The organism is Klebsiella sp. P1954 (assembly GCF_018199955.1).
In the GTDB taxonomy this organism is placed as follows: Bacteria; Pseudomonadota; Gammaproteobacteria; order Enterobacterales; family Enterobacteriaceae; genus Klebsiella; species Klebsiella pneumoniae.
In genome coordinates, this window is the sequence record NZ_CP073373.1 from 4858279 (window position 1) to 4883675 (window position 25397).

At 54.6% G+C, this 25397-nt stretch carries 17 protein-coding genes and 1 pseudogene; all 18 read right to left on the reverse strand.

What is annotated here, in order from left to right; translation table 11 throughout:
• Positions 1 to 116: 116 nt before the first annotated feature.
• The 18 genes and pseudogenes from KB890_RS23330 to irp1 all read right to left on the reverse strand — a co-directional run bounded on the left by KB890_RS23330 (position 117) and on the right by irp1 (position 25383).
• Positions 117 to 1190, reverse strand: a complete 1074-nt coding sequence (locus tag KB890_RS23330) for a TrbL/VirB6 family protein (protein WP_001593439.1) — start codon at positions 1188 to 1190, stop codon at positions 117 to 119.
• 3 nt (positions 1191 to 1193) lie between these two features.
• A complete protein-coding gene (locus KB890_RS23335; RefSeq protein ID WP_001593437.1) occupies positions 1194 to 1436 on the reverse strand; it encodes an EexN family lipoprotein in 243 nt (80 codons plus the stop codon).
• 7 nt (positions 1437 to 1443) lie between these two features.
• A complete protein-coding gene (locus KB890_RS23340; protein ID WP_045391609.1) occupies positions 1444 to 2151 on the reverse strand; it encodes a TrbJ/VirB5 family protein in 708 nt (235 codons plus the stop codon).
• Between the two features lie 17 nt (positions 2152 to 2168).
• Positions 2169 to 4907 carry a VirB4 family type IV secretion/conjugal transfer ATPase gene (locus KB890_RS23345; RefSeq protein WP_094965467.1) on the reverse strand — a complete coding sequence of 913 codons (2739 nt, stop codon included), beginning with the start codon at positions 4905 to 4907 and terminating at the stop codon, positions 2169 to 2171.
• A gap of 12 nt (positions 4908 to 4919) precedes the next feature.
• The gene (locus KB890_RS23350) at positions 4920 to 5213 is read right to left on the reverse strand and encodes a TrbC/VirB2 family protein (protein ID WP_000600171.1); all 294 of its coding nucleotides are present in this window, start codon (positions 5211 to 5213) and stop codon (positions 4920 to 4922) included.
• Complete coding sequence (locus KB890_RS23355) at positions 5213 to 5923, reverse strand: lytic transglycosylase domain-containing protein (RefSeq protein WP_001593436.1); 711 nt, start codon at positions 5921 to 5923, stop codon at positions 5213 to 5215. Before KB890_RS23355 ends, KB890_RS23350 begins: the two co-directional genes overlap by 1 nt.
• Positions 5924 to 5995: 72 nt before the next feature.
• Positions 5996 to 6229 (reverse strand): hypothetical protein, encoded by a 234-nt coding sequence (locus KB890_RS23360; protein WP_001231171.1) that lies wholly within the window; start codon positions 6227 to 6229, stop codon positions 5996 to 5998.
• 568 nt (positions 6230 to 6797) lie between these two features.
• Positions 6798 to 6947, reverse strand: a pseudogene (locus KB890_RS23365) (Hha/YmoA family nucleoid-associated regulatory protein); the annotation flags it as partial.
• Positions 6948 to 7168: 221 nt separating this feature from the next.
• On the reverse strand, positions 7169 to 7378 hold the full coding sequence (locus KB890_RS23370; protein ID WP_001112403.1) for a TraR/DksA family transcriptional regulator: 210 nt from the start codon (positions 7376 to 7378) through the stop codon (positions 7169 to 7171).
• Complete coding sequence (locus KB890_RS23375; protein ID WP_001593435.1) at positions 7368 to 7949, reverse strand: DUF2857 domain-containing protein; 582 nt, start codon at positions 7947 to 7949, stop codon at positions 7368 to 7370. Before KB890_RS23375 ends, KB890_RS23370 begins: the two co-directional genes overlap by 11 nt.
• A complete protein-coding gene (locus tag KB890_RS23380; RefSeq protein WP_001513329.1) occupies positions 7934 to 8116 on the reverse strand; it encodes a hypothetical protein in 183 nt (60 codons plus the stop codon). Before KB890_RS23380 ends, KB890_RS23375 begins: the two co-directional genes overlap by 16 nt.
• A 21-nt stretch (positions 8117 to 8137) precedes the next feature.
• Positions 8138 to 8323: an AlpA family transcriptional regulator gene (locus KB890_RS23385; protein ID WP_000205185.1), complete on the reverse strand. Its 186-nt coding sequence runs from the start codon at positions 8321 to 8323 to the stop codon at positions 8138 to 8140.
• 139 nt (positions 8324 to 8462) lie between these two features.
• Positions 8463 to 9389 (reverse strand): hypothetical protein, encoded by a 927-nt coding sequence (locus KB890_RS23390; RefSeq protein ID WP_211778007.1) that lies wholly within the window; start codon positions 9387 to 9389, stop codon positions 8463 to 8465.
• Positions 9390 to 10261: 872 nt separating this feature from the next.
• Positions 10262 to 12283: a siderophore yersiniabactin receptor FyuA gene (fyuA, locus tag KB890_RS23395; RefSeq protein WP_000784549.1), complete on the reverse strand. Its 2022-nt coding sequence runs from the start codon at positions 12281 to 12283 to the stop codon at positions 10262 to 10264.
• A 130-nt stretch (positions 12284 to 12413) separates the two neighbouring features.
• Positions 12414 to 13991: a yersiniabactin biosynthesis salycil-AMP ligase YbtE gene (gene ybtE / locus KB890_RS23400; RefSeq protein WP_094965470.1), complete on the reverse strand. Its 1578-nt coding sequence runs from the start codon at positions 13989 to 13991 to the stop codon at positions 12414 to 12416.
• 3 nt (positions 13992 to 13994) lie between these two features.
• Complete coding sequence (gene ybtT, locus KB890_RS23405; protein WP_000194282.1) at positions 13995 to 14798, reverse strand: yersiniabactin biosynthesis thioesterase YbtT; 804 nt, start codon at positions 14796 to 14798, stop codon at positions 13995 to 13997.
• Complete coding sequence (ybtU, locus tag KB890_RS23410; protein ID WP_000982853.1) at positions 14795 to 15895, reverse strand: yersiniabactin biosynthesis oxidoreductase YbtU; 1101 nt, start codon at positions 15893 to 15895, stop codon at positions 14795 to 14797. The genes ybtT and ybtU overlap by 4 nt, the downstream gene beginning before the upstream one ends.
• Complete coding sequence (irp1, locus tag KB890_RS23415) at positions 15892 to 25383, reverse strand: yersiniabactin polyketide synthase HMWP1 (protein WP_094965472.1); 9492 nt, start codon at positions 25381 to 25383, stop codon at positions 15892 to 15894. Before irp1 ends, ybtU begins: the two co-directional genes overlap by 4 nt.
• Positions 25384 to 25397: the final 14 nt, after the last annotated feature.

A 25397-nucleotide genomic window follows, 5' to 3' on the forward strand; every position in this document is an offset into this window, starting at 1 on the left:
AAGCCAGCGCAATCAAGCGTTTCATCAATGATTTCCTCAACTAAATTAGATATATGAAAATATAATTATATTTTCATATGATGATATTTCGGGGGGATGGACGGGAGACGTCTGGCCTAGCTGTTGAACTTCTTAACCGCGGATTCTCTCGACTGTGCCAGCCTCCGCGCTTCGTTCCGGGCTATCATCTGCTCAATCGCGTACTTCCGCGCTTTAGATGCGTTATAGCCTAACTCACCTCCGGGCTTGCCGGGCTTACCTGCATTCGCATCCTTCCAGCCCTGAATGTTGTCCTGGGCGGAACGTTTGGTTTCTTTAACTGCACCCCCGGCTAGCTTCCCGGCACCAAAAGCAGCCGCACCGATACCTACAGCGGCCAGCCCCTGCATGGATACGGTAGCGCTTGCCCCGGCCAGAGCTGCGGCTACCTTAGCGGAAATATACACCAGTATTGCAGCGAAAATACCTGCAAGGCAGACTTGAGCACCAAGTTCAACAATTGTTGAACTGTCTGCTACCTTCGTCGCCTTATTAAGAACGAGATTCAAGTAATTCACTACAATTCTCAATGAGAGAGCGGCAAATAGAATTGTTAATATCCCTGCAAATATATTTTGCAACCAGTTATTGAACATGGGGCGGAGGAAACCATACATAAGGCAGAATATGAAAATAGGTGCAGTTATTCCTAATAGTAGAATCATTACTTCGGCAACCATTGAAACAAAGCCCGCTAGAATCATAAGTGCGAATATTCCAAGCCATACACAAAATTGAGCAGTCATTCCCTCATCTTTTACATATGTAGAATTATCCATGTCATGTAGCGTTTTCCCTAACACTTTAGCCTTATTCCATAGGGTGTCTAATAACTGCCATATATTATCACTACCAGAAAAACCCTCCTTTATTCCGTTTATGGCATCAATAACGCCATCGAGGTAGCCGCCTAAATTAGCCACAAAGGACAGGATGATCGCCATCCTCATGATGTCCCACATCGTGTCTTCCATAGGCGTAGATAGCTTACCAGCCAAAGTCTGGTATCCACGCCACATGATGTAGATGGTAGCTGACGCTGCTGCCAGCCCCATCATCATAGAAGAGTACGACATCATCAATCCCTTTGTGGCGTCTGTAATTCCTCCTATCAGGTATTTCTCAACCCCAACAAAAAGACCGCCACTCATATATTACTCCTCTAAATTATTTAAGTCTGGAGTTGGTGCGTTTAGCTGCTTGATTTGATAGTGGGCTTCATTTGCATTCTTGCAATTTTCAGAAGCGTCACCACTCTTTTGGCACTTTTCATAAACTAGTTTTAATTCGTCAGGGTGATCCCTATACCATTTTGTTGTTTTAGCTTCCTCTTTGCATCCAACAATAGAAAAGCACAGGGTGATCGTCGAAATTAAAATAATTTTTTTTGATAACATAAATACCTCATAAATTATTAAGGTCAGCAGTTGGCGCGTTTAACTGCTGCTGATTCCACTGCTTAACACGCTCCGCTTCTAGCGCATTTTCGCGCTTCTCTGCTGCTTTCACGCTCATTTCCCATTGGGTGGTAAGCGTGTTCAGCATGACAGATTTTAGCTGAATACTGTTTGCAATGTCTTGAGATTCTTTCGAATCTTTGGCTAACGCTACCCTGTTGGAGAGACTGTTTATTTCCCCCAGGGTCTGGCTTACCTGGTTCTGAACCTCGTCGGTTTGCTCAAGCTGGATAGCCTTGTTGATGACCTGCTGCTTGCATACGTTGGCATAACTCCCCGATTGCGCAGTGTTGCAGGTGTCGAAAATTTTATACTTCTCGTACAACGCATCGAACTGCCCGGAGGAACCGCCGGAGAGAAGCAGGTCATTCAGTGCCTGTCCGGGCTTACGCAGCTTTTCAAGGTCAGCTTTCAGGCCTTTGGCCTGGTCAACAAAATCAGCAATATCACGAACGCCAGTGGCCGTCGCCAGTTGGTCTTTATATGCCTGTATTTGTGACTGGTAGTGTCTGGCCGTTTCCATCCAGCGTTTTAACTCCTGCGCCCACTGCACGTCCCGCATAGGGTCAGCATCAACAGCGACGGGAATACCAGCATGAGCCAGTGGGCTTGCAATGACGCAAGCCAGAATAAGAGTACGAAAGCGAGTTTTCATCGTATATCTCCTTTGGGTCAGAGCGCTTTAGCCAGGTAGGTATCGAGCCATTCATGAGGCTGCATTCCTTCCCGGTAAATCGATTCGAATATTTCGAGGTTGGGGGCATCGCCGCTCATGACTTTGGTGTATCTGCCGATACCCGACAGGTCGAGCGTGACACGAGCGGCAAAACGTTTGGTATCGCCGCGCTTGAACTGATTTTTCACCACAACATACTGGCGGGCTTGCGGGTCAAGCCCTTTCACCACGTCGAACACTTCCGGTTCAAACTTCATACCGTCAACATAGTGTGCGCGGTCGGCGTTGGGGTTCGCCGCCAGAATCTGTGTCCCGCACTGCTCAATCACTGCCGGGGCGATATCATCTTTGATGATCTCTGCCGGGGATTGAGTACCGACGACCAGCATCCCGTTCAGCTTACGGATGGTTTTCAGCTTGTTATAAGCAAAGTCCTTAAACACCGGGTCGCGTAACCACTTCCAGAATTCATCCATGAAAATGACCAGGCGTCGCCCGTCAAGCAGGCTGGTAATGCGGTACAGCAGATAAAACGAGATTGGCGCACATACGCTTGCATCGTCCAGGAACTCCGTTCCGTCGATGCCGAAGTTATCGCAGTTGCTGATATCGAACGTGTCAGACTCGTTATCAAACACCCAGCCGAACTCACCGCCCTGCGCCCACTGTGACAACCGAATGCTAAGGCCGTTTTCCTGGGCTTCTTTCGTAGCCGGCTCAGGCAAATTTTCCAGCATTCGGGTAATGCCGTAGACGCGATATTGCGGCTCGTCATTCATCACAGCATTGACCGCATCACTCAGACGTCGTTCATCGCGTGGGGAGATCGTCGAGCCGTTACGGGTACAAAGGATTTTCATCAGTTGCTTGATGAAATTGATATTGCGTTTGGTTGCTGGCAACGAGAACGGGTTCCACCCTGTAGACTCACCACTGATAACCCGATAGTAACGGCCACCCAGCGCCCGGATGTTCATCTCTGCGCCCCGGTCTTTATCGAGGTAAACGGTTGTCAGCCGTTTGGTTTTGGCATCCGGGGAGAAGCTATCCTCGCGCCCGTATTTCTGCTGCATGATCTCAAAGAACGTCATCAACATGGTTTTACCCGAACCGTTCGTACCGAGGATGCAGGTACTGGCCGGGTTCTTCTCGTTGAATTCGTCCTTATCTGCCAGTGTGTTATGCAGGTTGATATAGTAGCCATCGCCTGACGGGGTGCGCAGTAAAGCCATCGCATCCCCCCAGGGGGCTTTATCGCGCTTGCCCGGATAGAAATTATGGAGCGCGGCCAGCTCCACAAAGTTCTGGCTACTCAGCTCCCCTTTACGTGGCCTCAGGTTGTAGTTGCCTGGCAGTTGCGCCATATACGCCGCTGAAAGCGATATTTCTGCCGGAACAGGCGTTATCCCTATGTTGTTCAGCGCGTTACTGATTTCATTCGTATCAGCAACCAGGCTTTCCAGCGACGGGGAATACACCATGATGGAAAAATGGTGCTTGCCGTAAGCGATTTTCCCCGATGTCAGCAGGTCAAGCGCCACATCCAGATCCAGCCGCTGGGAAACAGCATCGTCGTCGGCACTCATCAAAAGGCGACGGGTACGCTTAATGGCTTTCTTCGCTTCCTCGCGTGACATGCAGGTATAGGACTGCGTGATCACGTAATCGCAGGGGGCGTAAAGAAGGGAGTCCATCATCCCCGTGGCGGTCTCTTCGGAGAACTCTTTAACCTCCAGCCCCCGGAAATATTGCGTACCGTTGGCGTGGTTTATCTGCCCGGATTCAGCCGAAAAGAACAACACCGCCGCCCCCATCACGTCATAGGCTGGGGTACGGGTGACGCGCACTTTTCGCCACTGGTGCGTTAGCAGATATTCATAGAAAGCCAGTTGCGACGAAAACACCGCGTTTCCTTCGGTAAACGTACCGAGAGGTCGCGCACCATAGCGCGACAGCGCGGTATCGAGCGTGCTTTTTATTTCCAGCATTTCCAGCAAAGCACCGTCCAGCTCCTTTAGTTTCTGGCTGTCTTTCATCCGTTTGCGTTCTGCTTTTTCAAGGCTGACAAACGGGCGATAGCAGACCGTCAGGAACAGGCGGTTGCGCCGGAACAGACCGACAGAAGCGTAGTAAAGACGGCTAACTTCATCGGCATACGGGTTGCCGGAATCTTTATGAAGATTGTCGGTAAACGTATTGCGGTCGTTATGGATATAGAAAGTAACTGGCATACCTTCGAATGAGCGGATTAGCCCGTGTAACTGGTTCGTCCCGAACTGGAGCGACTCGTCAGACTCGCAGTCGAACGGCGTTCCCATCAATTCCCAGGTGCAGTACAGATCGCTCTTAGGGGAACGAACCACATGCTGATGAATGTGCGATGAGTACGGGATGTACTTCTTGATGGTGGCACACTGATTTAGTTTCATGGCGTCGAGAAACTCCTTGATATCAACATCATCATGCTCAACGGGCATAAATGTTGTTGCGCCAAATAAACGGTTTGCTACCGGCTTTCCCTTCGCTCTCAGCCATACGGCAATCAGATTGAACCGCATCGGTTCATTTCTGGTAAGGGACTTCATCACCAGAAATTGCACAGGAAGTAAGAACAGGAGAGCGACGGAAGTCCAGATAGCAACGATGATGGTTACACCCGTGACAGCCAGCAGGGGCACCATTGGCACCCCCCACAGCGCCGCCGGGCGTTTCATTGCCTTGAGCAGCTTTGCCATATGTTCAGCCTCTTAGCTCATCAGCAGAGCGCCGATTTCACTGCCTCCGCCAATTAAAATGCCGCCAATGATGATGTAGCCGCACTGCGACAGGCTCTCGCCTTTCCACAGGGTCTTATAGCCAATCCAGATCACGGCCACGGTGATCGTGATTGCCGCCAGACCATGCAGCCCGGTTGACACTTTTTGCATGACAGTATTTGCCCGCTGAAATCCGTCGGCCAGTGCCGGGGTTGCAGAAAAAGTCGTCAGCGTACAGGCCGAAACGGGGGGGACCACAGCTTTTAGCTTGCGGAAAAGTATCATTATTCCTCCTCCTCACGGGGTGACAGGGAGAAACTCCGGCGCACTGACGGCGCGGAGAACGGTGCGATGAAGATTTTTTCTTGGCGGAGTTTCGCAGGGACGCCACGGACGACGACTCCGGGCCAGATCACGTGGTGACGGGATGAGTCACTGGCAGGGGCGGTTTTCAGGGGAACGGCAACTGATGATTTGTCCTCACGGGTTCCGGGGACCGCATAGCGGGATGATCCCGGCGGATAACCGATTCGCTGGATATAGCTCGTTCCGGAAAACGCCGTTTCAGGTTGTTGCCCGGTACTGAAATTGCCGGAATAATAACAACTCAGCGCCCTTTTCAACGTGCCGCCGCGCCGGTAGCAGTCTCTGAGAATGTGTTCGAAGACGGACAGATTGGTACAGGGATCAAGCAGCTCTGTGGCGGACACACCATAATGGCGGAAATTGGTGCTGGTGATTTGCATCAGCCCGACAGAGTAACGGCGATCCTGTGCTGACAGGCGACGGAGAATATGCTCTGCATCTCCCCGGCTGGCTGGCAGGTGAGAAATAATGTGTTGATCGCCGAAAGAGGGGCCGGCCTTCGGGACAATCTCAGCGATGGCATAAGGGTTAAAACCGGATTCCACCCGTGCCACGTCGAATGCCGTGGACGGATGAATGCTGGCGGCGCACTGCATGGCTATCGCCAGAAAGGCTGTGGTGGAAAGCATGGTGACCTCAGTAAACAAGTGACATGCAGGGTCTGCTGATACTGCATGCTGTGGGAACAGAATTAAGGGTGGTTACGACACGGTTTCGATGGGGCCCGTATTCTGTGGTGGATTATTTTCCTCCCGGGGCTCAAGCAGGACCAGTTTGCCGGAAACGGCAATACCGGGCGTCAGGACAATATTCAGACCGGATTTACCGTGGTGGGGAAAGGCGACTCCGACCTTTGTCCACCAGGTATTTTTCTCACCCTGAGAGTCCGGATGACTTTCCTGGGCAACATACGCGTAATAAACAGGCTTTCTCATAGTGTCCTCGTTTAATTAAAATTGTTGAAGATGATTTCTTCGATCACATTCCGATCCTGCATTCCGGTTTTAACGGGTCAGCGAGAACATTCAGCGGCACCCTGAATTATGGTTGTGTGACAGCCCGCTCCATATTGTTAAAGAGCATGGTCAGGATGCAGGAGGGGTAATGAAATTTTAACGGGAAAATAAATACCGGAAGGAATGATAAAAAAGTATGTGAAATTAACGTATTACTGGCACGGTGTGTGTGTGCATGAATGATGACGGGCGGGCTGATAATAATATTTGTTGATTATTATCAGGTTAAATTAAACATCCGGAGGAAGACTTTCTTTATATGTCAGATGGGGTTGTATGCTGTCTCTGTGGCTGAATTTGGTAACGACAATAATATGTAAGGCGTGAAAGACAGGAATACAGTAGTCCCTTTTGTTGTAAGGGACGGTCTTTAATCTGGTTAAACGTTTCCCGGCCACTTAGGCCGATACTTACCGGGCCGGGTGGTGAAATTCGTTTTCATGCCGCAGTGGTGTCCGTCTGTACCTGTTGCATAAAAAACACAGAGTTATCTGACATATTTCCAGACATTACCGGGAACCTTATCAAAGTACTGGTTCATTACAATCTCTGCGCGGCGATAATCTGCTGCGGCATAAAGCATTTCAAGCTCATTCCCTGTGAGCTTTTCTTCCATATGCCCGACAACCTTTTCCAGCAGGCTGCCGTCATTTATTTACCGCAGTTTTCTGACGAATTCCATCTTGTTTGCCGGTTTGTTCATGTCTGACCTCTGGTGTACTGACTGTAAAAAAGGATTGCCACAGCAGGAGATGTGAGCAGGTTATTCATCCATGACATGGAGGCACGGGAACCTGAAAACAAGCCGGCTGGTGCATATTAAAATGTGCGGAGCTATTCTCCTCCGCACATACAGATTTAACGTCTGCGTTTCTCCAGTATCGACTGACAGTCAGTACAGGTTGTTACACCCGGCAGCGTCTGACGGCGTTTTTCCGGAATAGCCTTGCCGCAAAATCGACAGTGCTGCAGGGAAGGTGTCGGTGTGGGTCTTAACCGGCTTTGTTCAATCAGTGCTTCTAGGCACCGTTCATTAAACGCCTGATCGCGATCGATTTCATCTGGCACGTTGTATTCTCCTTACCGTGTTCTTTCTTTCGCAATGCGTGATGCAGTTCCAGACAACGGTCAGCGAGGGGGCAGTACACGCTGAAAGGTTTTCTGTAACCTGCATCATGGCGTCCAGCGCCTCCGGGGAATCAATGTTTTCGACCCGATATTTTTGCCACTGATGCCAGATTGCAGCATCGGTTTCTTCATCCGGAATGGGTGTTCTCCCGTTTGGAACGGAGACACCGAGTAACCGGCGGCGTGCACAGGTTTCTCTGGAGCCAACCCCGAAATAACGGTTCATCAGTGCGATTGAGCCCCCCAGCCTGACAGCTCTGTTCAGTTGTTCCTGACGCCTGTTTTCCTCGTGGGATGATGCCAGTAATTTTTGCAGGACATCATGGCGGATAGTAATATCGACAAGCGGTAAAGGTGCCTGACTGAGGGTGATAAGATCGTTTATTGATAAGCAACCGAGCAAATTCATTTCATCGTAAGTGAATCCCATAGTTTCGCAGTGATGAATATTTCCTTCCCGTAGCGCCTGAAGAGCAACGGTTAATATAATATGATTCAGGGATGGAAGCATGAAATTGACTCCTTAACTGAATAAGTGCTCAGTAATTCAGCTGAATATTCAGTGAATGGTATAGTGTCATATAGCACAATACCGGGCAGGTCTGAAATATACATGCAGGTGCTTTTTTTTATACCTGCAGGATCGAAGTTTATGAGTGCCGGGATATTAATGTTCATCATCTTCTCCTCATTGCGTCTTTATCGGTCAGATAACTTTTTGTTGATCCACTCGTCAATCTCAGACTCGAGCCAGGCAACACTAGCAGGGCCTATTTTTATTGAACGGGGAAATGCACCCTCTTTCATATAAAGGTATATCTGTGAACGCTTCAGCCCTGTTTTTTGCTCAACCTGTCTGAGGCGTAGTAACTGATAAGATGTCATATATCCTCCTGTGACTGAAATAAACGGTGGCCGGAGAATAAAAAAACACAGTGGAAGCCTGAGAGAAAGCTGGTGAGCCCTAAATAAGGGATGCAAAACCCTTATTTAGGGTTGTCGGCCATTACAAATGGGGATGGTATTAGCCGGATAAGGATGTCGAAGATGGCGAACCACGCTTCAGCGCATTTTTCAGTGTTTCAGCGTCCAGTTTTTCCCCGATGCCATCGTCTGATGCCCATTGTTCAAAAATAGAAAGGAGCTTATAGGGATGATTCAGCAGTGGGCTGATAGTATCATTGTGCTTGCAGGCCAGCCAAAACAGGCGTGATAACGGTGTTGTCATACGGGAAGGTGAAATGGGATGACTCTCCCTTTTTTTGTATAAATTAATTAGTCTTTCGACTTCGGTGTGGCGAATAACAAAACAGGCATCAGGCGGTAATGTATAAAGAGGAAAGCACCCATTGTGATTATATTTTATGGTCGTCACTTCTGTTAGTTTTTTTATGACATCTAATGCTGTGTTTTTAGGTAGTCTGGAAATTTGTTTTTCTACGCGTTCTTTCCAACTCATCGTTTCGAAAATTTGAAAAAGCTCCTCTGAAAATCTTACTATAATACCATGGTTAGTTTTTCTTGCCCCCACAATTGGGGAGGGGAATTTAAGTTCACGTGCCAGTATGCGCTGAATCAAAACATATTCATAGCCTATCAGGGGGGTATCTATAATTTGTTGCACAGGACAAACATATCTGGCTTCTGTACAGAGTCTTAAATTTTGACCATAAATAAAACCGTCCCTGTCAAGCATGCATAGTTTATCAAGTAGGTCTCCCTCAAACTGCCTGAATTTTATTTTTCCATTAAAAGTTTGTATCTTCTTAAGTATCACAGGAGACTGGAAATAGACCGATAGTAGGATGTTGCCACTCAAGGCATGACGATAAATATCGCTAGGAGTAATTTTTTGTTTTATGGCTTTGGTAGTGATCTCAACTGCTTCCGTTACAGTGACCCATGTTGACATATAATGAGTTATAAGCAATGGCTGATATTTTTTTGACATAATATTATCTCCTTCTACACAACAATTCGTTCCGTTAAGGAAAAAGATTGGTGCCACAAGTATTTATTTATGATTAATCAGAGGGTTTATGACAGAGAAAAGGATGTATATTTCTGAGTGAACATGTACAGGCCTATGGGGTGACTATTTAATGAGTAAATGCCGAATGATTTTCGGGGTGATGATTATAACTTGAGGAAAAATCCCAGCGTGGTTTGAGTAGTGTACCTGAGTGATATTTGTGTTATGTATGCATTGATTGCAGAAGAATAAATATAGTTCAGGCTAGTATAGTTTGTGGTAGCTATGAGAATATATAATCTATTTTACCTATAAAATAATTTATATGTATGGGGTGGTTTTTTTTGTGGCGAATTGGTTTTACTGAACCCTAACTTTTGATTTTTAAGTTTGCACTTATTGATATGTTAATATGATAAATGCTTTATATCAGTTTTACTCTACAGAATTTCAAAAAAATAGATGTGTTAATGACTGTTTTTGCCGATGAAATCTTTGAGTTTTCGAAATTGTTTTGAGTTGAGGGTGTGTAATTGTAAAGGTTTTATTAATTCGGGTTGTTTTTTTTAGGTTGTTTGTCTGTGCTTTTATATTCTGGAGATGTGCCTTGTATATAGGATTGTTTGTTGGTTGTGTTTTTAATGTTGCACTGTTGTGAATTTTTATTTTGATATGATTATTTCTTTAGTATAAGGAGAGAAAGGAACGAGAAAGTTAAATCTATTTGTCCTAATCGCAATTTCATTGTTTAAATAATCACTATGGATTAATATTTTTTGCGACTCTGCTGAGTTACTGGTTTTAACTAGTGGTGTAAAAGGGATACCTTTTCGGTATCCCTTTTACAATAATCAGAAGAAATCAATTCGCGTATTGATACCGACGGTGCGACCCATATTGACCTGCGCGACGGCGCTGCTGCCGTTCATGTAGCCATAGGTACGGTAACGACGGTCGAACAGGTTATCGACATAGACGGAAATGTTCATCCGTTCAGTCGCCTGCCAGCCCAGGCTGCTGTCCAGGGTGGCATAGGTGCCTTGCCGCAACTGGTTGTCGCCATCGAAATAATGCGGCCCGACCAGATTAACCGCCAGTCGGGGCATCAGTGCGCCATAGCGCGTATCAATCACGCCGTTCACGCTGCTTCCCGCGCCATAACGTGGTACGAACGGCACCCGGTTACCGTGATACAACTCACTGTCATTGGTGAATTCGGAACGGATCACGTTGCCATTGATATCCCATGACCAGCCTGGCGCAAACCGCCACTTCGCTTCAAGCTCAACGCCGGTGGCGTCGGCTTTACCCGCATTGCTTAATGTCTGCATCCCGACCGGGCCAGAGTAAAGCTGCATGTCTTTGGTGTGGGTATAAAACGTCGCGGCTTGCAGCGTGACGTCAGCGGTTTCGTAGCGGGTGCCAAGTTCATAGTTGATGGATTTCTCGGCGACGAACGGTTTGGCATCAAGACCCGCAGTAGGCACGATGTTGTACCCGGAAGGTTTATATCCCTGGGCTACACGGGTATACACTCTCCAGTCATCGGTCAGCATATAGCCTGCGGATAGCTGCCCGAGCACCTGATCGTCATTGCTCTTACCCTGGTCGCCAAACGGGTTGCCGAGCATGCTGCCGTGATATTGTGTACTGGATTTATCATGCGAGAAGCGCACGCCGCCGCCGATATCAAAACGATCGGTTAAATGCCAGGTCAGGTCACTGTATGCGGCCAGCGTTTCAGCGGTGGTATAGCCGGTACTGCTTAAATAAGGCATTGTCGGCATGTCGTAGGCTGAATTTAACTTCTCGCGGGTGTTCTGCCGGTACAGCCCAAACACCATATCAACGGTACGCGCATCGCCCAGGGTTGCGGCGCGCAGCTCCTGCACATCCTGATTCCAGCGCTGAGGCATATTGACGATTAACGAACCGGAAGGGAAGGTGCGCGAATAATGCTGCTGCTGCCAGGCGCTGATCAGGTTGAAAACCCAGTCATCGGTGGTGTATTTCCCACTCAGGGTCTGGCTGTCAGTGCAGCGCCGCATGTACGGGTCTGGTGAACCATCGCTGATCGACAGCTTACGGCCCTTAATATCATTCCATCCCACATAGGCGTCCTGGGTGGCGCGGGTACATTCGCGTGAGGCGGCAAAGCCCATTTCCCAGGGCTGATCGTCCGGCGCCAGACGCAGTTTCACATTCCCTATGCTGGCGCGGGTGCCGCCTAAGTCATCGCTTCCCGTCGCGGGGTTAATCATGTCGCCGTCATCAACCTGGCGTAACAGGGTGACGCTGCCGTACAGCAGGCCATCCTGAATGGGGCCGCTCAGGTTGAACTTACTTCGATAACTGTCGCGGCTACTGACGCCGCCTTCAATATAGCCGCGCGGCGTGCTGTCCGGCTGCTGGGTGACGATGTTGATGATCCCGCCCTGAGCGCTTTTGCCATATAACGTTCCCTGTGGGCCTCGCAGCAACTCCACGCTTTGCACATCGGTAAGCGCCTGGATGGTGTTGGTGGAAAGCTGAGGGACGCCATCGACATACAGGGTGACGGCGGGGTTATAGAAGTCCTGCGCTGAAGAGACGCCGCGTAGCGAGATCGTCGAAAAAAGCATGTTGCCGCTATTTTCAATATTGAGCCCGGGCAAGACTCTGGGGAGTTTGTCGCTGGCGGTGACGCCGGCGTCGCTTAATTCCGGCGCGCTGACAACAGTAGACGAGACGTTGTTGGCTGATGCCGAGCGGGAAGATTGTTTACTGGCGGTAACCACCAGCGTGCTTTCGTCTTGCTGTGAAGTCTGGGCATTAGCAATGGCGGGGAGCAATAATCCCCCCAAGGCCAGAGGATAAAGCCGTGTCATTTTCATTGTTGTGAGTCCCTGTAAGACGGCGAAACGCCAAAAATACCGACAATGGTGAATTGAAAATGATAACTATTTCTAATAGTGGTGCTACCCGAAACGGGTTTATTTCAACCTGTTTCGGGTCGGTTTGCGCTTATTGGGCAGAATGGCGATAACGGTCGACGGCGAGAGCCGTCAGGCGTTTTTTGTCTATCTTGCCGACGGCGGTGAGCGGCCAGTGGTCCAGAAACTCGATTTGGTCAGGAATTTTCCACGCGCTGAGCCCCATACGGGTCAGTTGTTGACGCAACTGCTGATAGTCAGTTGGCACCTGCTGCGCGATGATAAACGCGCAAATCCGCTCGCCAAGCAGCGTGTCCGGCGCGGCGACCACCGCGCAATCTTGCACTTCCGCTAAATGCAGCAGTGCCGATTCCACTTCAGCCGCGGCTATTTTTTCTCCGGCGCGGTTGATCTGCTCTTTTATGCGTCCCTCAACGTGCAGGTTCCCCACCTCATCCAGCCTGACATTGTCGCCTGTGCGGTAAAACCCTTGCGCGGTAAAGGCCTGCGCGTTGTGGGCAGGGGCGCGGTAATAGCCCGAAATGGTATAAGGGCCGCGCGTTAACAATTGCCCGGTTTCGCCCGGCGCGACGTCGTTCTCGTCTTGATCAACGATGCGGATTTCATCCAGAGGGGACAACGGGCGCCCCTGGCTGTGGAGAATGGTGGCATGCGGATCGTCCAGCCGGGTAAAACAGAGCAGGCCTTCCGCCATACCGAAAACCTGTTGCAGGGTACAGTCAAAGGTGGCGATAACCTGCTCAGCAAGCGTCGGGTCGAGCCGGGCGCCGCCTGCCTGAATGACGCGCAGCGACGAAAGGTCGCTGTCTTCCCACTCCCTGGCCTGCACCCATAATTGCGCCAGCGCCGGAACCAGGGCGACGTGAGTCACTCTTTCCTGCGCGATTAAAGGCATCACCTCATCACAGCTGGCGCTGTCGGTCAGCACCACTTTTCCGCCGCAGGCAAGCGTTCCCAGAATACCGGGGCAGGCCAGCGGAAAGTTATGCGCCACCGGGAGGACGGCGAGATACACGCTCTGTTGGCTGATGCCGCACAGTTCAGCAGAAGCGCTGAAGTTATAGCTATAGTCGGCATGTCGGCGCGGGATGAGTTTGGGCGTGCCGGTTGTGCCGCCTGAGAGCAACAACAACGCGGTGGCGGAAACATCAGGCTGCGGCCATGCCTGTCGCTCACCGTGAAGGGAGAAGAACGGCGTAAAATCGTCGCTCACGGTCTCTCCAGCGACCAGAACATGACGCAAGCAGGCGTGTTTGTGCGCCATCTGTCGGGCCAGCTCTGCGTGGTTTTCCCCGTGAATAACGTAAGCGACGGGTTGCGCCAGCTCAATCAGCGCGTCGATATCCAGCGCCCGTTGCGAGGGCATCGCCAGCACGGGGATAACGCCCAGTCTTAACAAGGCGAACAGCAGGGTAACAAACGCGTTGTCGTTGGGAAGCTGCACAATTACATGCTCCCCCGAACGCAAACCCAGTGATGACAGACCTGCGGCAAGTTCGTCAACTTGTGCATCAAGCGCGCTGTAGGTTAACGACCCCTTTGCATCAACGACGGCAATTCGCGAGGCATAACGGGCCGCCCAGTGGCGCAACTGTTCGGCAATGGGTAAGGGATACTGTTCAATCAGAGATTTAAAGGAAGAATTCATGCGTCACCTTTCTGAAGTACTGGGCTGTTTTTGCAACGCGGTCATTGCAGAAAATGCGTGGGGAAAATGGCGGACAATCTGCGTAAAAAAGGACCGGGCTTGTTGAATGGGATAGAAATGATCGCCGTCAATCACCACCGGGCCTGTAACGTGGCTCAGCCACTGACGCCAGGCATCGACCTGCTGCCAGGAGGCTTCGCGATCGTGGCTGCCGCACAATAACAGCGCAGGCGTGCGCAGCGGCGGACAGACGTCGGGCGAGTCGTAGTGATAGCTCTCGGTGGCGTAAAAATCAGCGCGCAGAAGAGGAAGAAACAGCGACATTAATTCCTGGTTTTCCCGCAGTTCAGGAGAACATCCGCCAATGTCTATCAGCTCAGCGATAAAGTCGGCATCATCCCGATGGCTGAGCTGGCGTTCAGAATGCAGATGCGGGGCATGGCACCCGGAAATAATCAGTCCTTGTGGCGCAAGCCCCCGTTGCTCCAGAAGTCGGCAGGTTTCAAACGCCACCTGCGCCCCCATGCTGTGCCCGGCGAGTAAAAGCGGCGTGTCAGGCGATACGGATGCTTCCAGCTCGTTCGCCAGCAGTGCCGCCAGTTGTGTAATGCTTCTGAGCGGTTCCAGATGGCGAAGGCGATCGCGCCCCGGCCAGGTCACCAGAGAAAGCGCGCAATCAGCCAGTTGCTCAGCTTGCCAGTGGCGAAACGCGCTACTGCTGCCGCCAGCGAAAGGGCACATGACCAGATGCGCAGTATTGCCGTTCCGGGCGGGCCACAGCGGGATGCACATTGCAGATTGCGTCACAGCGCCTCCTTATCATCATCGTTGTAGAAACCGGCTAACCGGTCGTGGTGCGGCGGTGTCAGGCGTCTGATCTCCGCATTGCCGGTCTTACGTAAAATCTGCTGCCATAAACGTGATAACGCGATCTGATGTACGCTTTGGCAGGCCGCTGGTGGATGTTCGCCCGCCAGATGGCTGCGCAACTGGTGTAGCAACCAGCTGACGCCCTCCGGCCCGACGGTTTCGCAGCAGTCGCGCCAGCTCAGGGGCGCCGCGCTGCGCGTCAGACCCGGCAGATCGCGCAGGATCTCCGGTCTGCGGTAGAGGCTGTGGGCGTTCTCCTGATGGTCTGCGACAAACAGGCTGGATGACCAGATGACGGGGCCGTAGCTCGCCTCCAGCGAAAGATGACCTTCCGGCCAGCCCAGCAGCAGGCGGTGCATGATAAGGCTATGCATATCTGGATCGTCAGGATCGAGATAGCGCTGAAGCAGCAGGCAGGCTTCTCCCTCCGGCCAGAAGAGTCTCAGACAGTGAAAATCGCTAAAGCTGCCAACCACGTCGCACTCCACGGCGGCGGCATCAACGCCCAGAGCCAGCAACAACAAATCCAGAGTGGAGTAGAGCAACTGTCGGCTGGTGGTGGCGTGGACTACCGGCGGCGTCTTAGCCAGGCAGCGACGCAGCTGCTGAGCATCGCGAAGCCATGTGCGTCCCGCGCGCGTATGCGGATAAAACGTGTTTACCCAATAGCAGCAGCCCTGTTCCTGCGCCAGCGTTTGTAAGGAACTGATGTCATCCGGGTGGAGGGGATGCTCCTGAATGACGTGTACGCCGCGCGTCAGAAAGTGTCTGGCAAGCTGCGTACCGGTTCCTCCGGCGACGGTCGAACGCACGACAATACAGGCGATATCCGGCATCTTGGTTATCTGTTCCGGCGAGGTATACAGCGGAATGCCAAACGCATGAGCCAGCTCTCTTGAACGGGCGCTTCCCTGCGCCAGCAGGCCGACCAGTTCCAGCCCCTCCGGGGGCTGCATAAAGGCATTCAGGTACATTTCGCCAAATTTGGCGCCCACAATCAGTACGCGTTGTTTTGGGGAGGCGGACGGCATCATAACGTGTTCTCCGGTTGCGTTGAGGTTGCGCAAAGCCAGCGCGTAATGTGTTGCGCACAAGCCTGAACGTGGGGGGCTTCCATCATGATTTGCCAGTGGCTGGCTTCAATCACAGCGTCGTCGGCGTTGTTTATCCAGCCCTGCCACTCGGTTTCTGCTGGCGTCCAGCGCGCGGGTCTCCCGGCGGCATACACCATGAGACAGGGGACCGGAACGCTTTCGCCCGGCGTATGCTCAGTCAGTAAACGCAGCAGATGCGCGATGTTGTCGAGCCACGTTTCTGCCGCTTGCAGCGTCAGGTTTTGCGACACCATACCGGCCGTTTTAGCGAGGCTGATAAAGTCGGCAAGCTGGCTGTCGGGCGTCTGCTGGTCGAAATGTTCGGGCAGTGCCAGAGGCGTTTGTCCTTCGGCTAACAGGCGCAGCAGGGCCGCCCGGTTTTCGCAACAGAAATCCTGTCGGCACACGGGATCGATTAACACCATCCGAACCTGCTCGCCTTTGGCGTACAGGCGCTGTGCGGCGCCCGCCGCAAGAAACGCGCCATACGACCAACCCGCCAGCACATAAGGGCCGTGAGGCTGCTGACGACGGATGCACCCGACATACTCATCGATCATCTGGTCGAGCGTGGCAAAGCGCTGCGGCGATTTTGCTTGCAGGCCGAAAACGCGCCTGTTCAACGCGCTAGCGAGCGGCAGCCAGGCGCTGATATCGCCGTCTGAAGCGTGGAAGACAAACAGGGTTTCCTCACCGTCGCCCTGGCAAAGGGGTATCGGGTTGTCCTCTCCTGACGTAGCCGCCTGTAGATGGGCGCAGAAGTCGCTCAGCGTCGAATGGCTGAACAGATCCTGAAGGTTAGCCCTGGCAATCCCTCTCCGGTTTAGCTGCGCGACCATCCTTGTCGCCATCAGGCTGTCGCCGCCCAGTTCGAAAAAGTCGTGATGCCTTGCCACGGGGCGAGACAGCAGCGATTGCCAGAGTTCAGCCACCTGTTTTTCCAGCGCCGGATTCCCCCCGGCAACTGGCGTGGGTTTGGCTGGCTCAGTCGGCGTATCAGACGGGGCATGCAGCGGTGTAAATAACGCTTCTCTTTGCCGGATCTGTAAAATGGGCAGACCGGTGCCAAAGCGCTGCTGTAAATAGCGGCTCACGGCTTTTTTATCCGGGCGATTTACGCCAGGCGAACGCGCCACCAGCAGATGCTGGCGCAGCGGCGACGATTCCTGCGCGGGCCACGCCAGCTCGTTTGCAAACCCGGCCTGAACGAGAACCTCCTGCCATGCGGAGCGGGTGAGCATCGGTTTCTCATCCCGGCGGCGGAAATCGCGGTATCCGCTTAATCCCTCAATAAAGCCCACGCTCGCCAGCTGGAATACGCTGTTTCGCTCCGTCGCTTCAACGATCAGCAAACGTCCGCCGGCTTTCAGCAACAGTTTTAATCTGCGCAACGTCTGGACGACATGGCTGGCGTCGTGGAGCACATTGACGGCAACGATCAGGTCGTAACCCGCCTCCGGGTGGGCGGTGAAATCCAGCGGCTGGTTGATGTCGAACAAGGCATAAGACACCTGCGATTCATCATGGAAACGGGATCTGGCGTCATTGAGGAACTGCGCGGAGACGTCCGTGAAGTGGTACGACTGCCGCGTGTTCCGCGTGGCCTTCAGCACCGGCGCGGTAGTGGCTGCGGTTCCGGCGCCAACCTCCAGAATCCGTTCTGCGCTGCACAAGGCGGCAATCTGCGCGGTATAGCGATTCAGACAGGCGCTGGCGGGGTTGTCGCGATACAGCGCGTCGGTAACGCGATGCTGCTCGTTGAACAGCAATTCCAGCGGAGAACACCGCCCGGAGAAGAGGGCGTCGTGCCGGGCGATGCAGGTTTCCAGATACTGCGCCAGCGCCTGGCTCCATTGGCTTTGCGGGCACGCTTCCTGAGGCTCAGGAATCTCGCTGAGCGGAATGCGGCAGCGCCAGCTTTCACCTTCGCGGATTAACCACTCTCTTTCCGTCAGACACTGTAGCCACTGGCGCAGCAGACGCTGGTGAGACGCTTGCGCGGACAGCGCCTGTACTATTGCGCTAAAGCGATGGGCGATCTCCGGCGTGGTAAACAGGCCGTGACGATTTAGCGTAGCCGCGATCCCCTGTAGCGCACGCGCCTCCAGCCAGCGCCAGGTCGCCTCCAGCTCATCAAGCTGCGCCTGCTCAGGCAACGGCAGCGCCAGTTGGGTAAGTTCGTGCTCATCAGGCATCGCCGCTGATGGCGACGGATCGTCGGCCATCACGATATCCAGCGTCAACGCGCCCTGTTCGGTTATTTCCGCTCTGGCCTGCCGGATGCCGGGGTATTCGAGCGTCGCCTGCTCAATATCCCGCAGGTCGTAGTCCGCCTGCGCGTTCAGCGGCCAGCGTCGGCGGGGAATGTGCCCGGCGATGCCGCTGGCGAGAGTCTTCAGGCTTTCAGGGGCGGCGATGACGGCTTGCAGGATGGCGCAATAGTCATTAAACATCGCCTCGGCAGCGCCGGGTTCCAGCACGTTGTCCATGCAGTACCAGCTAAACATCAACTCGCCGTCGCTCTCCATGACCTGATGATCCAGCCAGACCTGCGGCGTTTGCGTGAATACATAGCAGGGTTCGCCGAACAGATGGCTCATCGCCTGATCGATAGTCATGCCTTCCAGCGTCATCCCCAGCATACTGGTAAACACTACCGGCATCAGCGGTTGACGTTGTGATCCGCGCAGGCGGCCCAGCTCACGGATCACCTCAACACCGTTCATTTCACTGTGCGCCATGTTTTGCCAGAGGCGCTGTTGGGTCTGTTGCATCTGCTCTTGCAACGTCACCGGCGCTGAGAAGTTAAAATCAACCAGCGTGACGGAGGTAAAATCACCAATCAACTGGTTGATTTGCGGATGGATCGGCTGGCGATTGAAGAACGTCAGGTTCAGCGTAAATGTTGTGGTACGGCTCCAGCGCTCAAGGGTGGCGGCAAACAGCGTGAGCAGCGCGGCAGACGGTGTGACGCCTTGCTGCTGCCAGCGCTGTTTCACGGCCTGCCATTCTGTCTTGCCGATCGTCGATTTGAAGGTGGTGAAGTGTGGCGTTTCCGGGGGCGTCTCAACCACCGGCAGCTCTGGCGCTAAGGGCAGTTGCGGCAGTTTTTCCTGCCAGTAATCCCAGGCATCGTGCCATGCCGATGTCTGTCGGCGCGCCTGTTCAGCCATCACATAATCACGGAAGGTAATAGCGAGCGGCGCCAGCGTTTCACCGCGCCAGACCTGCGCCAGGTCGTCCATCATGACTTTAAAACTCTGCACATCAAACTGCAAAAGGTCGAGGTTCATATGCAGACGGTAATGGCAATCGTCGATTTCGCTGACCACCAGCTCAAAAAGAGGCCACTGGTCGGCAGGCAAAACGCGATAGCTCAGTTCATGCCGCCGTTTTTCCAGCGCGATGCGCTGTTCTTCCGGGGAAAGCGCGCGCAGATCGTCACGCGGGATGTGATACTCCGGCGTTGTCGCCAGGATTCGCTGCTGCCCGTCGGCATCAACCACCATACGCAACATATCGTGGCGTGCGATGAGCTGGTTCCATGCTTTCTCCAGTATGGCGAGATTGAACTCATCGTGGCGTTTATCCCACTCAAACAGGACGTGACAGGCGACGCCGCCATAGCCAATGAGGTGGGTTCGCCCCAGCCAGTAGGCGTGCTGAATGGGCGTCAAAGGGAAGGGCGCATAACGCTCGTCGGCGTCGTGCCGCAACACTTCCGGCTGCGAAGCGGCAGGCGTCGCCTCTGGCTTAGAACAGATAAGCTGCGTGAGTCCATGAGGAGACAGATCCTGCCACGCCCGTTCCGCATTGATGCGTACGCCCAGGTAGTGCTGAATATCGCTACTGAGTTCAAGGAAGAGCAGCGAGTCCATGCCGAGTTGCAACAGATCCTGGTTTGGATGCAGTGACGCCGGATCGCTCAGCCTTAGCTGAACCGCAATCCGCTTTTTCAGCCATGCCATCACCGCTGTTTCATCGCTCAGGCTGCCGTTAAAGGCGTTGTCATCAGCAGGAGGAATGACCGGCGTTGCGGCTTTTTCTGTGGCGCTGATGTTAAACAGAGCCTGTTGTAACGGGGGCATTTTGTCGGTAAAAACGCGCATCGCCAGTCGCCACGGGGCGCCGCGCATCACCGCCTGTTCCAGGTGCCAGCAGCCTTCGGCATCGCTTAACGCGCCCATACCTCGGCTGGCGAGCGTCGCCAGCATTTCCGGCGTGGCCGCCCGACCGCTTTCTCCCCATGCGCCCCAGGCGACAGAGAGCGTTTTCGGCGCATCAAGGGTGGAAAACTGCTGGGCCAGCCCGTCCAGGTAGCCGCAGGCCAGCGCATGGGCGCTCTGACCCGGCGCGCCGAGGGTGGCGGCAGCGGAAGAGTAGAGAATAAGATAGCGTCCGTCGTGGTTGCGCAGGGTTTGCAACAGCTGGCTTGCCGCCTGCGCTTTTACCGCGAAAACGGCAGCCAGCTGGTGGTCATCAAGCTCCTGCAAGGGCGCGTCAGCCAATACGCCAGCGGCATGAATCGCTCCGGCAATGCCGCCGTTGGCCGCCAGATCGTCAAGAACCGTGGCCAGTTGCCCGGCATCGCCCACATCACAACGGCAGACGCGCGTCTGCCCGCCCTCCACGTCGCGTAGCCATGACTCATCCACGCGCGGCGCCAGCAGGGCGATGCGTCGCGCCCCTTTTTCTCTGAGCCAGTTCACGGCAAGGCGGCCTAATCCGCCAAACGCTCCGGTCACCAGATGCCAGCGGCTATCGCCGGTAAACACGTTTGCCGGTAATTCAGCGGCGCATCCCGTATTGGGCGCCAGTGAAGGGAGCCAAAGGGTGTCACCCCGTGCGGCGAGCCAGCGCTGTGATAGTGAGACTGCGCTCAACCCTTGATGCAGCGTTTCCCACGGGGGGGGTTCGGCGAGATCGATGGCGGCAAGCAACCGTTCCGGCTGTTCGTTGGCCGCGACGCGAAGCAAGGCCCATAGCGCGTGATGGGATGCAGAGAGTGCTTCATTATCCTCGACTCGCCACGCGCGGCGAGTAACCACAATCAATCCGGCTGCGCTGGCGGTGAGCGCTGCTATCACTTTCTCCGCTAAGGCCAGCGTATCCTCGCTCTCCTCAACAATCATCAGTCGCGAAGAGGCGTGCGGATCGTGAATGATGCCGTATTGCGCCAGCTCGTCGCTGCGCGCAAGCGTACCGGCGCTGAAGCTAAAGGTAAGCGGTTGGTCAATGCTGGCGACGTTGAGGGGCGTCCAGCGCCATTGATAATGCGTCTGCGGCGCAGGAAGAGGCGCGGCGGGCGATAGCGGCAGCCACTCGCCAGCAGGATGACGGGCTTCAACGCGCATCTGACCGCGGGAAAAGGCTTCGTTTTGCCAGCTTAAGCGAACCTTCCCCAGCCACTCCGGGGCGGCGACGGGGGGCGGTTCCACAGGCAGAGCGTCGCCATGACGCTGTGAAAGCAGACGCCAGGCCTCCTGCCAGCGGGCGTTAAACCGTTCGGGCTGACCTGCGCAATCAGACCAGTCGGCGAGATAATCACCGTTATCCGTCAGCGCCTGCCCCAACACGGGTTCTGATGGCGCGGTGAATGTTACGGCGCTAACCGCCTGACCGGGCAGCGTGGCGAGAATGATATGTTCGCTCATCCCGGCGGTCGGGCTGCCATCCTGCGGTAGCCACGCCACTTTGCTGAATCCGGCGTGGCGGCACTGTTGTTGCCACTGAGCGGTGGTGAGGAATAACTCACCTTCGCGGGCGTCGAGATCCTGTAGCGGAAGAACCAGCGGGCCGAAAACGAAGTCAAACAGACGCATTGGCTGGGTGATTTCGCGCATCAGCAGGCGCCCGCCCGGCTTGAGCAGGGGGCGCAGATTATCGAGCGTGCGGCCAATATGGCGGGTGGCGTGAATCACGTTCGCTGCCACGATAAGATCGTAAGACTGTGCCTGGAAACCCTGAGACTGCGCCTCTTTTTCGAGATCCAGCTCGCTATACTTCACAAAATCATAGTCGGCGAATTTCTGCTGGGCGCGACGGGTGAACAGCGCCGAGATATCGGTGAAATGGTACTCCAGTGCCGGAACGCCGTTGAGTTCCGGCAGCAGCCACGCGGTGGTGCCGCCGGTTCCGCCGCCAACTTCAAGAATACGCAACGGCTGGCGGGGCTGACGCGTCTGGACAATGCCGCGTAATACCCCGGCGGCGATTTGGTTGAAATAGCGGCCAAAGCTGAATTCCTGATACAGCACTTCCACGCCGTCGGAGGCGCTTTGCGGGAAGATAATCGCCACCGGTTCTTCCGCGCCGCTCATCATTTCATATAACCGATCGCCGGCACGGGCGATGGTGTCGGGAATAGCCTGAAAACCTTCACAATAACCGGCAAGTTCCGTCAGCAGTGATTCCCGCTGTTGATGTTCAATGGGGCGGGCGCGGACGTATCGCCCGTCGGTGCAGCGGTAATCGCCGTCGACCACGCAGTTATTCAGCAGGCGCTGGAGTAGCTGCTGGTAGCGGGGCAGCAGACGTCCACGGCGCATGATGGTCATGGCGTCCACGCCGTTCTCAATGGCATCGCCGGTACAGCGTTGTACCAGTTGATCGACGTAGATGGCGTGCAGTCGCGTGGCGCACTGTTTAAGCGCTTCCAGGCGAGGGAGATCGAGCGCTGTCGCGGCGCGACTCGCCACCTCCAGCCCGGCAGACAGCGCTGCGTCGGCAGGCTCGCAGGCCGGGGAGACGCGCTCTTTCCAGTAACGCTCAGTATCAAACGGATAACATGGCGCAGCGATACGTTGTCCATCGCCCGCCAGCAGGTCGGCCCACGGTAGGGCGACGCCGGCAGCGTAAAGCTGGAGCAGGGCCTGATTGAGGACATCGCTCGCCTCTTTGTTACGCCGGGCGCTGGCTATCCAGTATGCGTTATCGCGGTATTCGCGCTGCCCGCAAGCAACCAACTGGGCATCGGGCCCCATCTCCAGAAAAACGCGGGCGCCGAGCTGATGCGCCACCTGAATACTCTGGATAAAACGCACCGGCTGGCGCATGTGTCGGCGCCAGTAATCCGCCTGGTTGAGCGTTGACTCATCAATGACGTCGGCGGTGAGCGTGGAAATAATCGGTATTTGCCCCGGCTCCGCGTGCAGTCCCGCGCAGGCGTCCTGGAACCGATCGAGTATCGGCTCCAGTAAAGCGGAGTGCGCCGCACCGGTTACGCTCAGGCGACGATAGTTAATGTCATGCTGCGAGAGCGTGGCGCAAAATACTGCGAGACGGGCTTCCGGCCCGGAAAATACCGTATGTTGCGTACCGTTATTGGCGGCGAGATCCAGCTCAAACTGGCGAGCCAGCGGCATCAGCGTGTCTTCGTCTGCAAATACCGCCACCATCGCGCCGCTTGCGCACTGCTGCATTAGCGCGCCGCGCCGACAAACCAGTGGCATGACCTGTTCAATCGTATAGTGTCCGCAGACAACAGCAGCGGCAAATTCACCGACGGAATGCCCAATGGCGAAGTCTGGCTTCAGTCCTTCAGCACGCCAGTGCGCCGCCATCGCGATTTCAAACGCGACAATCGCCGGCTGCGCCCAGGCCATATTGTCCAGTTGCGCCGAATCGGGGTTAAACATCGCTTCGCGCAGTGACGGCGTGAGCATTTCGCTACAGGCGGAAAAACAGCGATCCAGCGTGTCGGCAAACGCCGTTGAGTGCTGGTACATCGTTTGACCCATAGTGCGCCAGTGCGAGCCCTGGCCGGTAAACAGCCACACCTGCTTGCCGCTGGCGCCGTGGCCGCTGTAAACCAGCGCCCCCGATTTCTCACCGGCCCAGGCGCTGAGCGCCTCGGCGGTTTCACGGTTTAATGGCGCCGCCAGGCGGAAGGGGAGATCGAGACGGCGCGCGTGCAGGGCTGTGAAGGCCAGAGAGCTGGCATCCGCATTCTCTCTCAGCGCCCCGGCATAATCCGTCGCCAGCCGCCGCAACGCGCTGTCGCTGGCGGCGCTGAGCAGCAGCGCGGTACTTTTTCTGCCGCTATCCGTATTGGGGAGGCGCGCGTTGAGCGCGTCGGGCAGCGAGGCGACGATCATATGGCAGTTGGTGCCGCCAATACCAAAGGAGGAGACGCCCGCATAGCGCATTTCGTCCTGCCATGCCTGTGCCGACACCGGTATGGTAAAGGGGCTCTCTTCAAGTTTCAGCGCCGGGTTGGGGGTGTGAAAATTCAGTAAGGGAGGAATTTGCCCGCGACTGACTGCCAGAACGGTTTTCAGCAGTCCGGCAATGCCCGCCGCGGTATCCAGATGGCCCATGTTACTTTTCACGGAACCGAGCGCACAGCGCTGATCCTGCGGGCGAGGCGCATAGACGTTGCGTAACGCTTCAATTTCAATCGCGTCGCCCAGCGGTGTGCCGGTGCCGTGGGTTTCAATGTAACCTACCTGCCTGTCGTCGATGGCCGCCAGCATTAACGCCTCTTCGATGACTGCCTGTTGCCCTGCGACGGAAGGGGCGGTATAGCCGACCTTTCTGTTGCCGTCGTTGTTGACCGCGCTGGAGAGGATCACCGAGATAATCGGATCGCCTGACAGCAGCGCGTCTCTCAGGCGACGCAGCACCACGCAGCCGAGACCGTTACCGGCCCAGGTGCCCTCAGCCGAGGCGTCAAAGGGACGACAGTGACCATCAGGAGAGAAAATCATTCCGGGCTGGTAGCGGTAGCCTGCCTGCTGGGGGAAAGAGAGCGCCACGCCGCCGGCAACCGCCATATCGGATTCGCCTGCGCGCAGGCTTTCACAGGCCAGATGCACGGCAACCAGCGAGCTGGAGCAGGCGGTCTGTACCGATAACGCCGGGCCGTGCAGGTTGAGTTTGTACGCGGCGCGGGTGGCAATATAGTCTTTATCATTGCCCATCAGAGATTGCAGACCTTTTACCTGCGCGACTTCTGTCACGTTCAATGCTTCGCGACCGGGGTAGGTACTCATCCGGGAAGAGGCGAAAACGCCGGTCTTATGGGGGACGGCGCCGGGGGCATAACCGGCATGTTCCAGCGCATGCCAGACCGCCTGCAAAAATAGGCGCTGCTGCGGGTCCATCGACTCCGCTTCCTGTCGCGAATAGCCAAACAGGGTGGCGTCGAAGCAGTCGGCGTTGTCTAACACCGTACCGATATTGACATAATGAGGATCGTCAATGATGGCGGCATCCAGACCGACGGCCAGAAGCTCTTCGCGCGTAAAGCGTCGGCTGCATTCACGACCTTCCAGCAGATTTTGCCAGAACGTTTCGCCATCCGGCGATTCAGGAAAATGGCAGGCGTAGCCGATAACCGCGACAGGTTCGCAGTCCGGGTAGTGTTGAGCGATCGATGCATCAATGGAATCTGCTGTCGGCGCAGAAGAGAAGCGCAAGTTATCCATAATCGGTCCCGTTT